Annotated in this window: 15 protein-coding genes; 5 read left to right on the plus strand and 10 right to left on the minus strand. The window is 63.2% G+C overall.

What is annotated here, in order from left to right; all coding sequences use genetic code 11:
* Window positions 1-1,125 (minus strand): ABC transporter ATP-binding protein, encoded by a 1,125-nt coding sequence (locus XH80_RS10510; RefSeq protein ID WP_333968722.1) that lies wholly within the window; start codon window positions 1,123-1,125, stop codon window positions 1-3.
* A 118-nt stretch (window positions 1,126-1,243) separates the two neighbouring features.
* On the opposite strand from XH80_RS10510, the gene XH80_RS10515 reads away from it, so the two are divergent.
* Together XH80_RS10515 and XH80_RS10520 are read left to right on the plus strand one after the other, a co-directional pair.
* Entirely contained in the window at window positions 1,244-1,756 is a 513-nt protein-coding gene (locus XH80_RS10515; RefSeq protein WP_271598530.1) for a 2'-5' RNA ligase family protein, read from the plus strand.
* A 1,117-nt stretch (window positions 1,757-2,873) separates the two neighbouring features.
* Window positions 2,874-4,349, plus strand: coding sequence for a hypothetical protein (locus tag XH80_RS10520; RefSeq protein WP_271598531.1), 1,476 nt, complete (start codon window positions 2,874-2,876; stop codon window positions 4,347-4,349).
* Here XH80_RS10520 and XH80_RS10525 read toward each other — a convergent pair.
* From XH80_RS10525 to XH80_RS10550, 6 genes are all read right to left on the minus strand, one after another.
* The gene (locus XH80_RS10525; protein WP_271598532.1) at window positions 4,346-6,037 is read right to left on the minus strand and encodes a hypothetical protein; all 1,692 of its coding nucleotides are present in this window, start codon (window positions 6,035-6,037) and stop codon (window positions 4,346-4,348) included. The two genes, XH80_RS10520 and XH80_RS10525, sit on opposite strands and share 4 nt — an antisense overlap.
* 237 nt (window positions 6,038-6,274) lie before the next feature.
* Window positions 6,275-6,982: a fumarylacetoacetate hydrolase family protein gene (locus XH80_RS10530; RefSeq protein ID WP_271598533.1), complete on the minus strand. Its 708-nt coding sequence runs from the start codon at window positions 6,980-6,982 to the stop codon at window positions 6,275-6,277.
* Complete coding sequence (gtdA, locus tag XH80_RS10535) at window positions 6,975-8,051, minus strand: gentisate 1,2-dioxygenase (RefSeq protein WP_271598534.1); 1,077 nt, start codon at window positions 8,049-8,051, stop codon at window positions 6,975-6,977. The genes XH80_RS10530 and gtdA overlap by 8 nt, the downstream gene beginning before the upstream one ends.
* A gap of 14 nt (window positions 8,052-8,065) precedes the next feature.
* Entirely contained in the window at window positions 8,066-9,436 is a 1,371-nt protein-coding gene (locus XH80_RS10540; protein WP_271598535.1) for an MFS transporter, read from the minus strand.
* A gap of 198 nt (window positions 9,437-9,634) precedes the next feature.
* Entirely contained in the window at window positions 9,635-11,284 is a 1,650-nt protein-coding gene (locus XH80_RS10545; RefSeq protein ID WP_271598536.1) for a benzoate-CoA ligase family protein, read from the minus strand.
* 20 nt (window positions 11,285-11,304) lie between these two features.
* Window positions 11,305-12,453 carry an FAD-dependent monooxygenase gene (locus XH80_RS10550; protein WP_271598537.1) on the minus strand — a complete coding sequence of 383 codons (1,149 nt, stop codon included), beginning with the start codon at window positions 12,451-12,453 and terminating at the stop codon, window positions 11,305-11,307.
* 169 nt (window positions 12,454-12,622) lie between these two features.
* Between XH80_RS10550 and XH80_RS10555 the strand changes: the two genes are divergently transcribed.
* The 3 genes from XH80_RS10555 (at window position 12,623) to XH80_RS10565 (ending at window position 14,608) form a co-directional block, all read left to right on the plus strand.
* On the plus strand, window positions 12,623-13,021 hold the full coding sequence (locus XH80_RS10555; RefSeq protein ID WP_220001666.1) for an acyl-CoA thioesterase: 399 nt from the start codon (window positions 12,623-12,625) through the stop codon (window positions 13,019-13,021).
* Window positions 13,018-13,869 carry an IclR family transcriptional regulator gene (locus tag XH80_RS10560; RefSeq protein ID WP_271598538.1) on the plus strand — a complete coding sequence of 284 codons (852 nt, stop codon included), beginning with the start codon at window positions 13,018-13,020 and terminating at the stop codon, window positions 13,867-13,869. The genes XH80_RS10555 and XH80_RS10560 overlap by 4 nt, the downstream gene beginning before the upstream one ends.
* A 61-nt stretch (window positions 13,870-13,930) precedes the next feature.
* On the plus strand, window positions 13,931-14,608 hold the full coding sequence (locus tag XH80_RS10565) for an RraA family protein (protein ID WP_271598539.1): 678 nt from the start codon (window positions 13,931-13,933) through the stop codon (window positions 14,606-14,608).
* Window positions 14,609-14,632: 24 nt separating this feature from the next.
* Here XH80_RS10565 and XH80_RS10570 read toward each other — a convergent pair whose 3' ends face one another.
* From XH80_RS10570 to XH80_RS10580, 3 genes are read right to left on the minus strand one after another with little or no spacing between them, the layout of a single operon-like run.
* Window positions 14,633-15,592 carry an amidohydrolase family protein gene (locus XH80_RS10570; protein WP_271598540.1) on the minus strand — a complete coding sequence of 320 codons (960 nt, stop codon included), beginning with the start codon at window positions 15,590-15,592 and terminating at the stop codon, window positions 14,633-14,635.
* Window positions 15,589-16,911 carry an MFS transporter gene (locus XH80_RS10575; protein ID WP_271598541.1) on the minus strand — a complete coding sequence of 441 codons (1,323 nt, stop codon included), beginning with the start codon at window positions 16,909-16,911 and terminating at the stop codon, window positions 15,589-15,591. The genes XH80_RS10570 and XH80_RS10575 overlap by 4 nt, the downstream gene beginning before the upstream one ends.
* Window positions 16,912-16,943: 32 nt before the next feature.
* A complete protein-coding gene (locus XH80_RS10580; protein WP_271598542.1) occupies window positions 16,944-17,858 on the minus strand; it encodes a DUF1932 domain-containing protein in 915 nt (304 codons plus the stop codon).
* Window positions 17,859-17,860 lie beyond the last annotated feature (2 nt).

Consider the following 17,860-nt stretch of genomic DNA (forward strand, 5'->3'; position numbering starts at 1 on the left):
TCAGGCAGGGATGGAGGCCTGTATGGACGCCTGTGCGGCCGGGAAGATGTGAAGGCGTGAAAGCGGGATGCGCAGGCCGACCGCCGCGCCGGGTTCATGCCTGATGGTGTGATCCACGGTCAGCTGGCGGCCGGCGGCCTCGACCCTGTAGCGGTAGAGCCCACCCGGATAGCTGCGCGCCGCAATGCGACCCGGCACCACCAGATCCCCGCCCGGTTCGGCATCGGGGGCATCCAGACTGGCTGCGTCGTCGCGGAAATAGGCGAGTGCTTCGCCCGCCGGCAGAGCCAAGTCGCGTTCACGGGGGAGCACGTGGCGCGCCTCGCCAGCCGTGATCGTGGTCCGGCCCGCACCGGTGACGACATGGACGGGCAGGACGTTCTCGGCGCCCATGAAATTGGCGACGAAGGCGCTGTTCGGCCGGTCATAGACCTCCTCGGGCGTGCCGATCTGCGCGATGCGGCCGGCATTCATGATGACCAGCCTGTCGGCCATCGTCATCGCCTCCTCGCGGTCATGCGTGACATGGATCGTGGTGACGCCGAGCCGCTGCTGGATGGCACGGATCTCGTGACGCATCGTCATGCGGATCTTGGCGTCGAGGTTCGAGAGAGGCTCGTCCAGCAGCAGGATGCCGGGGTCGACCGCAAGCGCGCGTCCCAGCGCCACACGCTGGCGCTGCCCGCCCGACATCGCCGTGACCTTGCGATCTTCGTAGCCGGCGAGCCCCAGCATCGCCAGCAGCGAGGACACCTTGGCGGCGATGTCGCGCTTGGACGCCCCGCGCAGCTTCAGGCCGTAGCCTATGTTCTGGAGCACCGTCATATGCGGCCAGAGCGCATAGGACTGGAACACCATCGCCATGCCGCGCTTCTCTGGCGGCAGACCCGCGACGTCCTTGCCACCGACAGCGATCGAGCCGGACAAGACCGGCACAAAGCCGGAGAGCGCGCGCAGAAGCGTGGTCTTGCCGCAGCCGGAGGAGCCCAGCAATGCCGTGAAAGACCCCGGCGCGAAATCGAGATCGACGCCGTGAAGCACCTTGGTGCCGCCATAGGCAACGTGCAGGCCGCGCACCTCGATTGCCGCGCCGACACCCGACATAGCCTGCGAGCCCGCCCGCACGTTCCGCTCCTCCACGCTGCCCTATTTGTCCAGATGGAATTGTTCTTCCATTCTGCGATCAGCGTGGAATAAACATAACGACCCCTAGCTCGCTCGTGCAACAGATTTATGACTTTCGATGGCTCTCGAGATCCGATCGCTCTGGCTGATGCCGTGCCCCGAGGACGAAGCGTTTCTCGCTTCGCTGATCGGTGAGCTTGCGGCGCGCTTCGGCACGCCGAATTTTGCGCCGCATCTGACGCTGCGCGGCGACACGAATGCAGCGTTCGAGCAGCTCCACGACGACGCCCGGGCAGCAGCCGCAGCAATGCAGCCCTTCACCGAGCCGATCACCGGGATCGAGACGACGCAGGCGTTCTTCCGCGCCTTCTACCTGCGCTTCGCCGCCTCAGTGCCGCTCTTCGGGCTGAAGCGACGCCTCGATCCGCAGGAAACCGAACGCTTCATGCCGCATGTCTCGCTGCTCTATGGCAACCTCCCGGAAAGGGTGAAGGCGCCGGCATCAGTCGAATTCGGGCAGCGTCTCGCGGGACGCAGAATTAGCTTCGACAGGATTTGCGTCGTCCGTTCAGGACAGGACATTCCCATCGCCGATTGGACGATCCAGGCGTCGGTGGCGCTCGGGCGCTGAGGCCGAGGACCCTGAGCAAGAACCAAATCGACAACCCGGCGTTATCCTTCGCTATGGAGCGCGGAGGTCTGACGATGGACCCGAATGATCGAGCAGCCTTAGCCCTATCCACGATCGCCCTTGCCATCGCCATTGTCGCCGCATCGGCAATTACGTTGGAGCGCGTCAATACTCGTCCGTCCAGCAATGACACGCCTCCCGGGACGGTCGGGCTGGCGCGGCCACACCCACCCCTCGACCGCGCTCCCGGTGAACCGATACAGACCGTAGGCACGCCCTCTGGCGCAAATATTCGGCAGCACCCCTGACGGACACCGACCGGCCCATCGGAAGACCTCAAGATCTTGAGTGTCGCCTTTGCAAGGCTGGGCCTTTGTAGAGCGGTCGCCCAGCGCGGCGACGCGGGCTCATCCAGTATGGGTTTACAGATTCGCACGAATTCCACCGTCGGCCCGATCATGATGCCGCGGATGTGACCCGTCGCGAGGCGGTGACGGATTGCGTGGACATCGACCGAGGCTCACTTGATGGTTCACCGCAAGTCCGCCGGAGCAACGACCATGCGATCAGGCCTGATCCTCAGTCTTTTGATTTTCCTGTGTGCACCTGTCGGCGCCGCCATGGCAGCCCAGGGCCACGGGCATCATGCAACTGCTCACTCGACCCGCGCCTTGACGACAGGGCCCGCTGGGGCATGGGCCTATTCACCAGCAGGGCCGGCCCGCCCTCAGCCGCTCCCGCATTACGATGATCAGCCAGAACCAGGTCACAATCCGTATGCGCGATGGGGCGGCTAGCATCGGACGCCGTTGCAGCGGCGCGGTCGCTGCTGGCGGCAGCCATGGTCACGGCGACAGTGCACTCGATGACCGACTGACTGAAACCTGCGAAACCAGCGTCAACGTTGTGACGAGACCGGGCATCGGATCATCGCTCCAGACCGATACCCCGCATTAACCATCTCTTCCTTCTGCTTGCGGAACCTCGATTGCACAATCGAATTTCACTCTACCTTAGATTATTCGCCGCTAGGCTGTGAGGGAATGGGCGACAACCGACGGCGGACCGTCGACGCACGTCTGACCTATGTTTTGGAATGAACGATCGGAATGTCCGGATGCTGCAGAATCTTGCTGAACCATCCGGAGCAACGCCGTCATCGACGCTCGGAACGTACGTCTTCCTGATCTCGCTCTTGAGCGTATTCTACCTGTCCAACGCCTCACTCATCTTGAGTCACTACGACCTCGGCTGGCACCTGGCCGCCGGTGAGTTGATCAGAAGCGAAGCGCACGTTCCGTTCCAGGATCCCTGGTCGTTCACGCTCGGAACCAAGCAATGGTTCAACCTCTCCTGGTTGTGGGATGTTATCGCCAGCTTGATTTTCAAGTATGCCGGCTACGCCGGTCTTGTCGGCCTGGTCGTCGTGTGCGGCGCGCTGATCATTTGGTATCTGTCGTCCGCCTGCCTGGAGACCGGGGCTTCGGCACTCGCCGTCTGCGTCGCGACTTTCGCAACAGGCCTTTTGTACCCGGCCTATGAGGCTGCTCCCAATACATACCTGGCAGCATCTCCGAACGTTTCGACGATGCTGTTCAGCGTCGTTTTCTACCGGGAATGCCTGCGGTCGACCAAGCTGTGGCTGTTGCCCTTGATGATGTTGTTGTGGGTCAACCTGCACGGAGGGTTCGTGCTGGGCTTCATGATCCCAGCGGTCTTTGGCGCAGGGGCCCTATGGCGCCACGACTTGAGAAGGTTCAAAGCCATCATGCTGGCGGGGCTGGGTTGCTTTGCCGTGACCTTCGTCAATCCGTTGGGCTGGCAAATCTATGAGGGCGTGACCGCGACCTTGGGACACTTCGTCCAAGGCAATATCGGCGAGTGGCTTCCGTATTCTCACAACATCGAAATCCCGGGCAGCATTCCCGGAATGGTCTACATTGTCGCGTTTATTGCGCTCGAATTGCGCTACGGAGCGTCGACGGAAATCCGTGCGGAGGCCCGCATTCTGTCCTGGGTCTTCCTGGCCCTCGGACTCCATCAATTTCGATACATGTCCTTTTTCTTCATCTTCTCGACCATCCCGATGGCTCTGCACCTCGATCGCTTGATCCCCAGCAAGTTGCCTCAGCTGCAAATTCAGCGGGCGCTCGTGACCGCCGCGATTCTTGGCGCATGTGTGCTCCCTCTGACATTCATTCAGATCAGGCCCGCTCTGGCGTTACCCGAGATGATGTCGGAGCAGGACGCCGAATATCTGCAAACGCATCTTTCGCATGCGCGGGTGCTCAATCACTGGAACGTCGGAGGATATTTGATCCTCCTGACTCATGGAACGGTCCCCCTGTTTGTGGACGGACGAGCTGCCACCGCCTATCCTGATGAACTGTTGCGAGATTACTTCCGGCTGGTTCACTGGGAGATCGACGAAAACACCTGGGACGACGTGCTCGAAAAATATCACATCGACGCCGTGCTATGGCTCAGGGGACATGAAGAATTAAGGCAGTTTCTCGTGGCAAAGCGAGGGTGGAAGGAGGCCCACACCGGCGTCTACGAAAGCGTCTATGTCAGACCAGGCATGGCACGTTAGTAGACGCGCAAGACTATCGCTTCGTCGTCCGAGCCGACCTGCGGGTAGGTTCGCAGATAGTCGTCAACACTGCCGTCAGTCTCGTTCCAGACGAAGGAGCGGCCCTTGGAGCGGCGCAGCACGATATATTTGACATGAGCTGCCGTGAGTTGACGCTGCTGGAGCGCAAGATTGCCAGTTTCGAGCTGGTCGGCCAGCGTGACACCCAATTTGCGTGATGTTTCGCCAGCAACGATAGGATGACCATGGCAGGCTGACAGTGCCATGGCGATGTTCCCCGCAATGTAGCCGCGCGGCAGATCCAGGACGCCGAACCTATCGGAATCGCCGGCGATCGCAGCGAGCGCGGGCGAGCAGCGTATCGGTGTCGCGGTGAGGTTCGTCGGAAAGAAGTCGAACAGGATCGCAATCGCGGCAAACGCCATGCAAGCGCGTTGCCTGATGCCGATCCGGCGGGCGGCAATCACGCAGGCTTGTGCCAGGCCGAGCCCCAGGAACATATAGACCATGACAATGGCACGGGCAGGCGTGCGCACATTCCCGAAGAAAGGCAGCTTGGCCAGGACGAAATAGGGCAGAGGCAGCCCGGAAGGATGCCCTCCGATGTGCAGCGTCTCCCCAGCGGCAAGCACGAGAAAGAACAGCATCCCGACCAGCGCGTAGTGCATCACCCGCTTGTCGGTCTCGGTTTTGCAGGCGAACGCCCAGGCCAGCGCCGCGAGATTGGCGAGGCCCAGATAGACCGTGGCCTCCCAGGGATTGCCGGTCAGGCGGGCATAGATGCTCTCCCCGAGCCGAGCCAGAAAATGGCTGGGTGGAAACACGACCAGGGCAAAAAGATCGGCGACGAACGCGTTGGTGCCTGCATTGGCGGGACCACGGGCCATGATCATCGGTATCAGCCACGGCGAAAGCAAGAGAATGCTGCCGATCACGCAAAGCATCGGCGCAGCGAGCTGCCATTTTTCCGGCCATTTCCGATCTCGGCTGCATCGAAACACAAGATCAAAAGCCATGAAGTAGAACGCGTAGAACAGATAATACCAGCATGACAGCGCGCTGAGTGCCATCATCGCGCTTGCCGCGGCGAGATGGAGATAATTCCGCTCTTCGAGGGCCTTAAGATAAAACAGCACAAATAGCGGCAGGAATTCGATCGTCGCGACATGAGCGTGGTGCATCACTTGCGCCACGTGCCAGGGGTTGAAGGCAAAGACGAAGCCGGCCAACGCCGCCCCCGCGTTGTATCCCGTGCGCTCGCCCAGGAGATGACGTGCCAGCAGGAACATCGCCGCAGCAGAGAGCGGAAAAGAGGCCAGCAATGTCAAATTTTGGAAGAGGATCAGATCGGTGAGGCTGGTGCCGAATATGTGGCCAAGCAGCATCACGGCTGCGACCTGCGGCCAGGCAAACGAATGGTAGCTGAGCGATGTGCCCTCGGGATAGCGGATCTGGTTCGTGAACAGAAAGTCGCGCCAGCCGTGGGCTGTTGCCGCGTGCCAACTGTTCCAGAAATCCTGCATATTGTCTTCTTCCGGGCCGATCAGCGCCGATGACAGGTGCCCGAGCCATGGCCAGAACAGCAGGATGGTCAGGACGACAAAGCCGCCGACAACCAACGGCATCGTTGCCGTGATGATCGGCCGGCGCGTGACCGCGCCCGCGCTTGTGTCCAGCGCAACCATCACGAGGACCGCCTTGAGCCCGACGGCGGATGCGGCCCACCGGCTCGTTCTCTGGCGGAGAATTCCCTGTCTGAAACAGCGGCGCGACTGGAGGGCATGACAAATACGGGCATGCCACCCAGATAGCCTGTCGGCCATTTACAACAACTTAAGGTAAGAGAGCGCAGGTCACGCGCGCTTGGTGCTGCGCTTTGCATCGTCGACCGCCGATCGACGGTCCGCTCTTCCGCTCCGACAATCCTATCCGACGGGTATTCTGATTTCGCCCAGCCCCTCGATTCCTCCAGTCATCACCTGGCCTCGCCGCACGGGGCCGACGCCTTCCGGCGTTCCCGTCATGATGAGGTCACCGGGCTTGAGCGCCATCGACTGCGAGCAGATCGCGATGATATCAGGCACGGGCCAGATCAGCTTTGAGATGTCGGAATCCTGCTTGAGCGTGCCGTCGACGGCAAGCCAGATGCGCCCGGCGTTGGGATGGCCGACTTCCGAGACCGGTCGCAGCGGCGCGATTGGCGCCGAGAGATCGAAACCCTCGCCCCAGTCCCAGGGACGGCCCTGCTCGCGGGCCTGTAGCTGGAGATCGCGACGGGTCAGATCGATGCCGACGCCATAGCCCCAGACATGATCGAGCGCGCGCTCGTTACGGATGTCCGTCCCGCCCTGCCCGATCGCGACGATCAGCTCGATCTCGTAGTGGAAGTTGTTGGTCTGCGGCGGATAAGGAACCGTCGTGCCGTCGTCGACGACCGTGTCGGCGGGCTTCATGAAGAAGAACGGCGGCTCGCGGTCGGGATCGCGCCCCATCTCGCGGGCGTGCGCCGCGTAGTTGCGACCGACGCAGATGATCCGGCGCACCGGAAAGCGCGCCGAGGAATGATGGACGGCGACGGAGGCTTGCGGCGGCACAGGCAGAACGAAGTCGGGGTAAGAGATGGCGTCAGGCATTGCCACGGTCCTCTCGGAACAGATGCAGAGCTTCCTGAATGGGTCGGTCGGAATAGGAGAAGATCACGGCATCGCCGCCGATCGCCTCGTGACGCACACGATGCCAGGACGGAACGACGAAGATGTCGCGCCTGCTCCAGTCGACCACGATGTCCTCGCCTGTCCGAGACGAGATGATGCTGCGGCCCTGGCCCTCGATCGGCACGAACACGGCGGCATCCGTCGAGCGGTAGGCGGTGGTGGAAAAGCCCTTCGGCAGCAGCTGGATGAAAGTCGCCATGGTGGCCATGGCGTGATTGCCCGTGATCGGATTGGTGTAGCGCATCTTGAGGCCGTGGCAGGGATCCCAGGCGGCGGCGCGCCGCAAGCGTTCGAGCTGTTCGCGCGTGCGTGCATAGGGATAGTTGAACACCGGCGAGGTGCCGCCACCTCCCCTGTGATCGACCGGCAGCAGGTTGTGGCCATAGCGGGCGTCGCTGTCGCCGACGGGCCTCGTGATCGGCTGCTCGTCGACGTCGAGATGCTCGGCGAAGGATGCATCCAGCATCTGAATGACGGGGATGTCGAGACCATCCAGCCAGAACACCGGCTTCGAGCTGGGGTTGCCGTGATCGTGCCAGGCCCAGGGTGGGGTGATGATGAAATCGCCCTCATGCATGATGGTGCGTTCGCCGTTGACCGCCGTGTAGGCGCCCTCACCCTCGAGGATGAACCGTAGCGCGGATTGCGTATGGCGGTGCGCCGGCGCAACCTCGCCCGGCATCACCAGCTGTACGCCGGCGTAGAGATCCGTCGTGATCTTCGATTGGCCGCGAAGACCGGGATTTTCGAGCACGAGAACCCGCCGCTCCGCCTCCTTCGCGGTGATGAGACTTCCGGCCTCGAGCATGTAGGCGCGGATCTCGTCGAAGCGCCAGGATGCAGGGCGGCACGCGCTTCTCGGCTCCGGCGTGACGAGATCGGCCAGCGACAGCCACAAGGCCGTCAGGTTTCTCTTGTCGATCTTGTCGTAGAACGCTCGGCGCTCGGGCGTGTCGGCGGTTGGCGCCATGATGGCTTGATGGGACATGGTCTGTCTCGCTGTTAGTGATGGAGTGTCGCCGCCGACGGCACGAGCTTGAGTGACGGCTCGCGCCGGCGCAGGGCGATCACCGCAAGGCCCGCCAGCACCGCCGGCACCGCCGCGGTCAGGACGACGGACTGCGCGTCCCATCCGAAGCCGAGCAGCACGCCGCCCGCGACCGGGCCGATGATCGAGCCGATGCGGCCGACACCCAGCGCCCAGCCCACGCCGGTGGAGCGGATCTCGGTCGGGTAAAGGCCGGCGGCCAGCGCGTTCATGCCGATCTGCGCACCGACCACGCCGAACCCGGCGAGGAAGGTCGAGGTCATTAACGTCCAGACATTGGCCGACCCGAAGGCAATCCCCGCGATGAAGAGGGCCGAAGCCAGATAGGCGCCGCCGAGCACCAGATAGGGATCGAGCCGGTCGACGAAGCGGCCGAGGACGATCGCGCCGACGACGCCCCCGGCATTCAGCACCGCAGTCGAGAGGATCGCGATGTTGAGGGGCAGCCCGCTCGCCTTGAGCAGCGAAGGCATCCAGTTCACGAGGAAGTACATGACGAGCAGGTTCATGAAGAACGCGATCCAGAGCAGGACCGTCATCGATGCGCGGCCTTCGGCGAGGAGCTTCGTCGCCGGGAAGCCAGATCCTTGGAAGCCAGATCCTCGCGAACCATGCACGACGTAGCGGCTCGCCGCGGTCGCGGAGATATCAGGATCAAGCCTTGCGAGCAATTTCGCGATCCTGACATCTGCGACCTCGCGTGTCAGGAGATAGCGGATCGACTCGGGCAGCCAGGCGAACAGCACGATCAGGGTGAAAAGCGGAAGCACGCCGCCGACAACGAAGACCGCCTGCCAGCCGAACGCTCCGATCAGAGGCGCGCTGATCAGGCCGCCGATCGTCGAGCCCAGCGGAAAGCCGCAGAACATGATGGCGATGAGCAGCGCGCGCATCCGCTTAGGCGCGTATTCGCTGGTCAGAGCGACGATGTTGGGCATGGCGCCGCCGAGGCCAAGGCCGGTCAGGAAACGGTAGACCAAGAGCTCGTTCAGCGTGGTCGCACGCGCCGTGACGAGTGCGAACATCCCGAACAGCAGCACGGACAGCAGGATCACGCTCCTGCGGCCGAACCGGTCGGCCGCCGGGCTGAGGACGAATGCACCGACGGCGAGTCCAGCGAGGCCGGCGCCGAAGATCGGACCGAAGCCGGCCATGGCGATCCCCCATTTCTCGGCGATCACAGGTGCGACATAGGCGATCGCCTGTGTGTCGAAACCGTCGAGCAGCGCGATCCATGCGCAAAGAACCAGGATCAGAAGCTGGAGGCGTCCAAACCGCGCCTCTTCGATGACCTCGGTCACGTCTACATCTTCAGCAGCGGACATCACGAACTCCAGTGAGCGTGGGTTTCTAAAGCGCGATGAGATTGGGTTGAATCGTCATCGCGCTTTAGCTCTTTGTTTGAGCATGATCTCCGCGCAACGCGTTCCGCGTTTGTCGCGAGGGAAAACCGCTTCACACTTTTCCGGATCATGCTCTAGGCTGTGACTTCCAAGAGACTTTGAGAGAAGGAGGAGGCCCGATCAGGCCACCAACGGGGCGCTGCGCAGCTTCTGCCGGTCGATCTTGCCCGTTCCCGTCTTCGGCAGTTCGGACCGGTATTCGATCAGGCGCGGATATTTGTAGGGAAGCAGCTTCGACTTGACGTGATCCTGCAGCTCCCGCGTCAACGTCTCGCTCGCCGCATGACCGTCCCGAAGGATCACGAATGCTTTCGTGGTCATGCGGCGGTCGGGAAGCTCCAGGCCAAGGACCGCGCATTCCCGGACCGCGGGATGATCCGACAGGCAGAGCTCGATCTCGACCGGGTAGATCCACTGGCCGCTCACCTTGATGAGATCGTCGACGCGGCCGACGAAGGTGAAGAAGCCGTCGGCATCCTCGACGAGCCTGTCGCCGGTCCAGATCCATCCCGCCTCGCGCATGGTCTGCGCGGTCTTGTCGGGCCTGTTCCAGTAACACGGCGCGTTGGAGTGACCGCGGACCCACATCACGCCTTCTTCGCCTTGCGCGACGGGCTGCCCTTCGGGCGTGGTCAGCCTGAGCTCATAGCCGGGAACGCGCTTGCCCGCGGTCCCGGTCTTCCTCCGCTCGCGCGTGTTCGACAGATAGATGTGCAGCACTTCGGTCGATCCGAGCCCTTCGACGATTTCGAGCCCGAAGCGTCGCTTCCAGTCGTTGAAGATGTCCTGCGACAGCACTTCGGCGGCCGACAGGCTGAGGCGCACGCTCGACAGATCGGCAGTTTCGATGCGCGGATGATGCAGCAGCGCATTGTAGAGCGTCGGCAGGCCGAAGAAGAGCGTCGGCTTGAACCGCTCGATCAGGTCCAGGACGGCGCCAGGCTCGGGCCGCCCGGCCAGCAGGATCGTGCTGGCGCCGACCGAGAACGGGAACGTGATCGAATTGCCGAAGCCGTAGGCGAAGAAGATCTTCGGCACCGAGAAGCAAATGTCGCTCTCCTCGATTCCCAGGATGTGACGGCCGAAGCTGTCGGCCGTGTACGCCATGTCGTGCTGCAGATGCACGATGCCCTTCGGCCGGCCGGTGCTGCCCGAGGAGTACATCCAGAACGCCATGTCGTCGCGGGACGTCGGCGCAGCATCCAATTCGCAAGGAAACTGGGCGAACCATTGGTCACCACCCAGAACCTTGACCGGGGACTCGACCGCGACCTCGCCGTTGAGCATCACCAACGTATGCAGCTGCGTTGCTGCGACCGTCTCCCGGTCGAACAGGGCGGCATATTCGGCGTCGACGACCGCGACCGGCGCGGCCGAATCCTGCAGGTAGAAGCCGATGAGGTCCTTGGGCGACAACGTGTTGATCAGCATCGGCACGAAGCCGGCACGAACCGCGCCGAAGAATGTCGCGGGATAGGACGCCGTGTCGTTCAGCAGGAGCAGCACGCGGTCGCCGCGGCGAAGCCCGAGCGAGCGAAGCGCGTTGCCGCATTGGGCGGCCCTGGCACACAACTCGCCATAGCTGGTGTTGCCGGCCGCGGCGTAGATCGCGACCTTGTCGGCGCGGCCGGCGCCGAGATTGCCGAACAGGATTTCGCTGGCGTTGTAGCGCTCTGGCATATCGAAGCCGATCTCCTGCGCGCAGGGCGCATCATCAGGCACATGGTCCACGATCGCATTCGAGAGCGTTTGGTCGATTCCGTCCGTCATGGCAGCGCTCCTCATCATCGCTACGTGCTGGGGACCAATGAACCGGCGTCGTAACGCGCCATGAAGCGCGGCGACATCGCGCGGAGCTGGCTGTCGTCGATCCGGCCGGAACGGGTGATGTAGCTGTAGCCGAAATCCAGCGGAGCCAGCTTCATGTGGTCGGCAAAGCGCTGGTACCAGGCCGCGCTGGTCCTTGCGGCCTTGACCAGCTTCTCCACCACCGGGCGGCGCGTGGCTTCGTAATGCTCCAGCGCATGGCGGAGATTGCGCGGTTCGCCGTCCAGGGCGTTGACGAGGGCGATGACGTCCTCGAGGGCGAGGCGCGTGCCCGATCCGATCGAGAAATGCGCAGTGTGGAGCGCGTCGCCGACGAGGACCATGTTGCGGTGTGACCAGCGATCGTTCCACAGCCAGGGAAAATTGCGCCAGACCGATTTGTTGCCGACGAGAGGATGCCCTTCGAGCGTGTCGGCGAACACCTTCTGGCAAAGCGCCCTGCTCTCTTCCTCGGTCTTCTCGGCAAGGCCGGCGCGGAGCCAGGTTGCACGATCGCACTCCACGATGAAGGTGCTCATCGTCGGCGAATAGCGATAGTGATGGGCGTTGAAACAGCCGAACTCGGTTTCGACGAAGGTCTGGGTCAGCGTTTCGAAGCGCTTGGTGGTGCCGTACCAGGCGAACTTGTTGTCGTCATAGGAAAGAGACGTGTTGAAGTCGCCTTCGTAGCTCCGTCGCACCAGCGAGTTGACGCCGTCGGCGGCGACGATCAGATCGTATCCTGCGAGCTCGTCGACGGAACGCACGAGCTTGCCGAAATGCAGATTTGCGCCGGCGGATCGCGCGCGCTCGGTCAATTGCGTGATGAAATCGAGCCGCCCGACCGCGGAGAAGCCGACGCCGTCGAGCACGACGCGTTCGCCGCGATGAACAAGCGTGATGTCGCGCCACGTCTCCATGCGGGCCGAAACGGCATCGGCCGTGTCAGAATCATCGGCGCGAAGGAAGTCGAGCGCCTTGTCGGAGAAGACGACACCAAATCCCCAGGTTGCTCCTTCCGGATTCTGCTCGAAGACATCGACATGGGCCTCGGGATGCCGACGCTTCCAGAGAGCGGCGAAATACAGGCCCGCAGGACCTCCTCCCATCACCGCAATGCGACTGAGCCGCATGACCTTCCCTTCCCTGTTGCGTTTATTATCCGCTTCTGGTTTCCTATTATGCAATAGATTTCACCTGATGCAATATCTTTCTTGCGCACTGAGGAATCATTTTTCTTATGAGGAATGGACGCGACGCGTTTAGGCTTCGCGCCGACAGGCTTGCCGGGAGGGTTTTCGGATGTTCGAGACAGCTTTCACGATCGAATGGGGCGATTGCGACGAAGCCGGAATCGTCTTTTATCCCAACTACTTCTACTGGTTTGACTGCACCTGGCAGCGCTGGCTGCGTCACCGCGGATTGAGTCAGCGGGAGCTCAAGCGGCGCTTTGGCAGCGTCACGCCGCTGGTCAATGTCGGGGCCCAGTTCATGGGGCCTGCCCGCTACGACGATGAGCTGGTGATCCGTGCAGAGGTGGCCGAGTGGCAAGAGCGGCGGTTTCGAATCGACTACAAGCTGTCGAGCGGAAACGTGCAGATTGCGAGCGGCTTCGAACAGCGCGCCTGGGCCGCTGTCACTGATACGGGCGAACTCCGCGGTGCGAGCGTGCCGCAGGAGTTCAAGGACATGTTGAGATGAAACGGACGCGGGCGAAAGAGACTGACGACGAGAGCGGCGGGACGGCCCCTGGCGGTATCCAGGCTCTCGACGCCGCACTTTCGGTCCTGCGAGTCCTCAGGTCCTTCGATGGGCCGGCGACGCTATCGGATATCGCAAGGGAAGCCGGCATGCCGCCGAGCAAGGTGCATCGCTATTTGGCGAGCTTCATTCATGCCGGCCTTGCCGTGCAGAAGGAGCGGTCCGGCCGCTATGACCTCGGCCGCGAAGCCGCCGAACTGGGGGTCGCGGCCATCAGCCGGAACAATTTCGTCGTCCGCGCCTCCGATGAACTCGAGGAATTGGCCGCGACCACAGGGCATGCCGCGCTGCTCGCTGTCTGGAGTCACAACGGCCCGACCGTGGTCAGACTGGAGCGGGGCCCCCATCTGACGACCACGTCGATTGGTCTGGGCAGCACGTTTCCGTTGCTGGACTCCGCGACCGGACGCGTCTTCCTCTCCTATCTGCCGCCCCCGCAACTGGCCGTGCGGCTGCAAAGCGAACTCGAGCGTGCCGCCTCCGTAGGCGTCAGCTGGCCGGATCTCAATCCCGACATGGCAAGTGTCGAGGCCGTGACGATGAAGATCCGGCGCGAACGCATTGCCTATGTCGACGGACGCTACATTCCGGGCCTGGTCGCGATCTCGTCCGCGATCACGAACTGGCAAGGCGAGATCGAAGTGGCCGTGACCTTGTTCGGCACGCACAGGGGCTTGCTGCAGCCCGACAGTCCCGCGCGCGGCGCCCTGATCGATTTTGCCGCCCGTCATTCGATCGTTCCACCGGCTCAACTCGGCAATTCGCGCCGCGTGCCAAGCGATCGATGACGCGCATTGCGAATAATGAAACGGCGTTCTATAAATTTTCCGACCAATTGGAGAACCATTCATGCCCGTCGGATTCAGAATCTTGAAGCGCACCAGGAAGATCGGCACTGAGGTGGTCGAGCGTTTCGCGCAGCTACCGGTCGCCAATGTCAGCGACAGCATGTCGCGCCTGACGGCCGGCGGTGCGCGGCTTCGCCCGATGTATAGGAGCGGCGGGCTCGCGGGTCCCGCGCTGACGGTCAAGACGGCGCCCGGCGACAATCTGATGGTGCATAAGGCGATCGCGCTGGCCGAGCCCGGCGACGTCATCGTCGTCGATGCCGGCGGCGATCTCACCAATGCCATTACCGGCGAGATGATGTTGATGCAGATGGTCAAGCGCGGTGTGGCCGGCCTCGTCATCAACGGCGCGATCCGCGATGCCGGCTTCATCCGCGGCCAGACCTTTCCGGTTTTCGCGGCCGGCGTGACGCATCGCGGCCCCTACAAGAACGGCCCCGGCGAGATCAACGTTGCGATCGCGATCGACGGCATGGTGATCGAGCCCGGCGACCTCATCATCGGCGACGATGACGGCCTGCTGTGCGTGCCGTTCGATCAGACCGAGGCGGTATTCAAGGCGGCCACGGCGAAGTTCGAGGCCGAGCAGAAGCAGATGGCCAATATCGAGGCCGGCACCCACGACGCCTCCTGGGTGGACAAGCAATTGCGCGAGCTGAAGTGCGAAGGCATCGACTGAGATGCTTTCGCTTCAGCGGCTGGATTAGAAGCCGAACAGCTCGGCGGGATTGTCCACCAGGATGCGCCGGCGCGTCTTTTCGTCCGGTGCCCAGTCGGCGAGAAGATCGAGCAACAAAGAATCGTCAGGCTTGGTGCCGCGCTGGGTCGGATGCGGCCAGTCCGTGCCCCACAGGATGCGCTCTGGCGTGGCCTGAACGTAGGCACGCGCCACCTCGCTGGAATCGGCATAGGGCGGACCGAGCTTGCTGTCCTCGTAGGGCTCGGTGACCTTCACCCAGGTGCGGCCCTCATCGAGCATGCGGCGGACAGCGGCGAACGCAGGATGCTTGAGGCCATCGGGCTGGGGAATACGCCCGAGATGGTCGATCACCACCTTGGTGGGGAGCGACCGGATGACTTTCTCATGCGTGACGATCTGATCGCCGGTCATCAGGATCTGCACGTGCCAGCCCAGCGGGGCGACTCGTCTGGCAAGCGCGGCAAGCATCTGCGGCGTTGTCGTGCCCCAGCTCTGCGGAGAGACGAAATTGACGCGGATGGCGCGGACGCCGGCCTCGGCCAGCGCGCGCAGCTCTGCTTCCTCGACATCGGTATCGACGACGGCAACGCCGCGTGACGAGGCGCCGAGCTGGCCCAGCGCGTCCGCGAGACACCGGTTGTCGACCCCGTAGGTCGACGGCTGCACCACCACACTCCTGGTGATGCCGAGCCGGCGCCGGAGATTTCGATAGTCGGCGACGGTCGCACCAGGCGGAAAGCCCTGGTGCCAATGCGGCGAAACAGGAAACCGTTCGTCGTAAATATGGTGATGGCAATCGCACGCATTCGCAGGCGCGTTCAAGCGCGGCGGCGCCGACCCCGTGCTGTTGGGCACCGCCTGCTCGACCCCGCCGGCCCAGGCGCCCGTACTCACAGCCAGCATGCTTGCAAGAACGCCGCGCCGGGTGATGGTGCGCTGGGATGACTTGCCGTGCTCGCTCATGATTTCACCGCCACCATGTCGGCCGCGCGCGCGACGTTGCGACCCAGCACGAGGACCAAGGTCGCGGCCACGGCGCACAGCAGCGCCAGCGGCAGCATCCCGAGCACGAAGCTGCCCGTCCGCTCCTTGACGAGGCCGACTACGTTCACCATCAGGCCGCCGCCGATCAGATTGGAGATCGCGTTGATGCCGGCGAGGCCGGCCGCGAGCGTGCTGGTCGAAAGCCAGCTCGCCGACAGCGCCCAGAACGGCCCCTTGAAGGCATAGGCGCCGACCAGGCAGAACGTCACCATGACGATGGTCGGCGCGACTGCCGTTCCGGTCAGGCTCAATGCCGTGAAGCCGCCGGCGGCGAACAGCAGCGGAATCGCGGTGTGCCAGCGCCGTTCGGCCGTGCTGTCCGAATGCCGTCCCCACAGCACCATGAGCACGGTCGCGATGCCGTAGGGGATCGCGTTGACGAAGCCGGTTTGCAGATTCGACAGGCCGAACGATTTCAGCAGCTGCGGTTGCCAGACCGACAGCACGCTGCCGGTGGCGGACGCGCCGGAGCAGACCAGGGCCATGACCAGGAAATATTTATTGGTGGCAAGCTGCCAGAGCGAGAGATGTCCGACCGGCTTGCGCGCGGCTGCATCCGCCGCCATGCGGGCCGTCAGCCAACCGCGCTGCTCATTGGTCAGCCAGGCCGCGCCTTCGGGCCTGTCGGTCAGGACGAACAGGCAGGCGAGCCCGAGCAAAACGGTCGGCAATCCCTCCAGGATGAACAGCCACTGCCAGCCGCGCAGGCCAAGCACGCCGTCAAGCTCGAGCAGGCCGACGGATAGCGGCGACCCCAGGAAGGTCGCAAGCGGGATCGAGACCGTGAAGGTCGCCAGGATGCGCGCGCGATATTCGGATGGCAGCCAGTAGGTCAGATAAAGGATAGCGCCGGGAAAGAAGCCGGCCTCCGCCGCGCCCAGGATGAAGCGCATCGCGTACAGCGAATACGGCCCCACCACGAGCGCCATGCACGCCGTCACCAGGCCCCAGGTGATCATGATCCGGGCGATCCAGCGCCGCGCGCCGACTTTCTGCAGCGCCAGGTTGCTGGGGACTTCCACCAGGAAATAGGAGACGAAGAACAGGCTGGCGCCAAAGCCGAACGTCGCCGGCGTGAGGCCGAGATCCTTGTTCATCTGCAACGCCGCAAAGCCGACATTGACGCGATCGAGCAGTGCGAAGAAGTAGCAGATCATCAGGAACGGCACGAGGCGCAGGATCACCCTGCGCATCGTCGCCTTCTCTATCGGGTCGATGTCCGTCCGAGCAGCCGTCACGTTCCTCTCCCTTTTTGCTTTTTGTTGTTGGCTCATTCGGCTGCTTTCGCGCTGGCCTGCATTTTGGTCGCGATCGCATCGATCGCGATCCTGTAATTCTCGGGAACGACGCCCCTGAAATGCTCCTTCAGGCCGAGGCTGTCCTTCCAGCGCAGCCGCGCCGCGGTCGCGCGCGCCATCAGCGGCTCGATGCCAGCATCCTCGACCGCCTCGGCCGCCATCTCGACCTCTTCGGTACGTCGCTTGGCATGGATGACGCCTGACGGTGTCAGGCTCTCGACCGTGTCCATGAACGGACGCGTCAGCGTCTTCGAGGCCGAGGCCAATACCGTCTCATCGAGGCCGTAGGACCGGGCCGCCAGCAGCGTCTCGTCGATCAGCGCCTCGATGCCCTTGATCAGGACGGAGCGCAGGATCTTGATGCCGGAGGCCGTGCCGAGTTTCTCGCCGACGAATTCGATGCTCATGCCCCAGGGCACCAGCAGGTCGACCACGCGCTGCCCCGCAGAACCGCTCGACATCATGTGCATCGCATAGCCGTGCTTGGGCGTGCCCATGATGGAGCCGTCACCGAGCGTGGCGCCGGTGCCGGCGAGCCGCTCGGCGACGCCGTATTTCACCTTCGGCGTGGCCGAGGCGAAGTCGAGGAAGGTGTGGCGGCCATCGAGAACAGGCGCGAAGGCATCAGCGCTTTCGAGCGACCTCGAGCCCGGCGTGACGCTGAAGATCAGCTCCGCCGCATCGGCCAATTCCCGGTTGGACCTGACCAGTGTCACGCCCGCGGCCCTGGCTCGGCCCTGGATCAGATCGGCATACGGACCGTCGAAGGCGTATTTGTCGTAGCAGAAGATCTGCTGCAGGCCGGCCTCTCGCAGCCCTTTGCCCAGCGTGCTGCCGATCTCGCCATAACCGACCAGACCGAGACGGAACTGCTGTCGTTCGCTCATTT

The organism is Bradyrhizobium sp. CCBAU 45384 (assembly GCF_028128665.1).
Lineage (GTDB): Bacteria > Pseudomonadota > Alphaproteobacteria > Rhizobiales > Xanthobacteraceae > Bradyrhizobium > Bradyrhizobium manausense.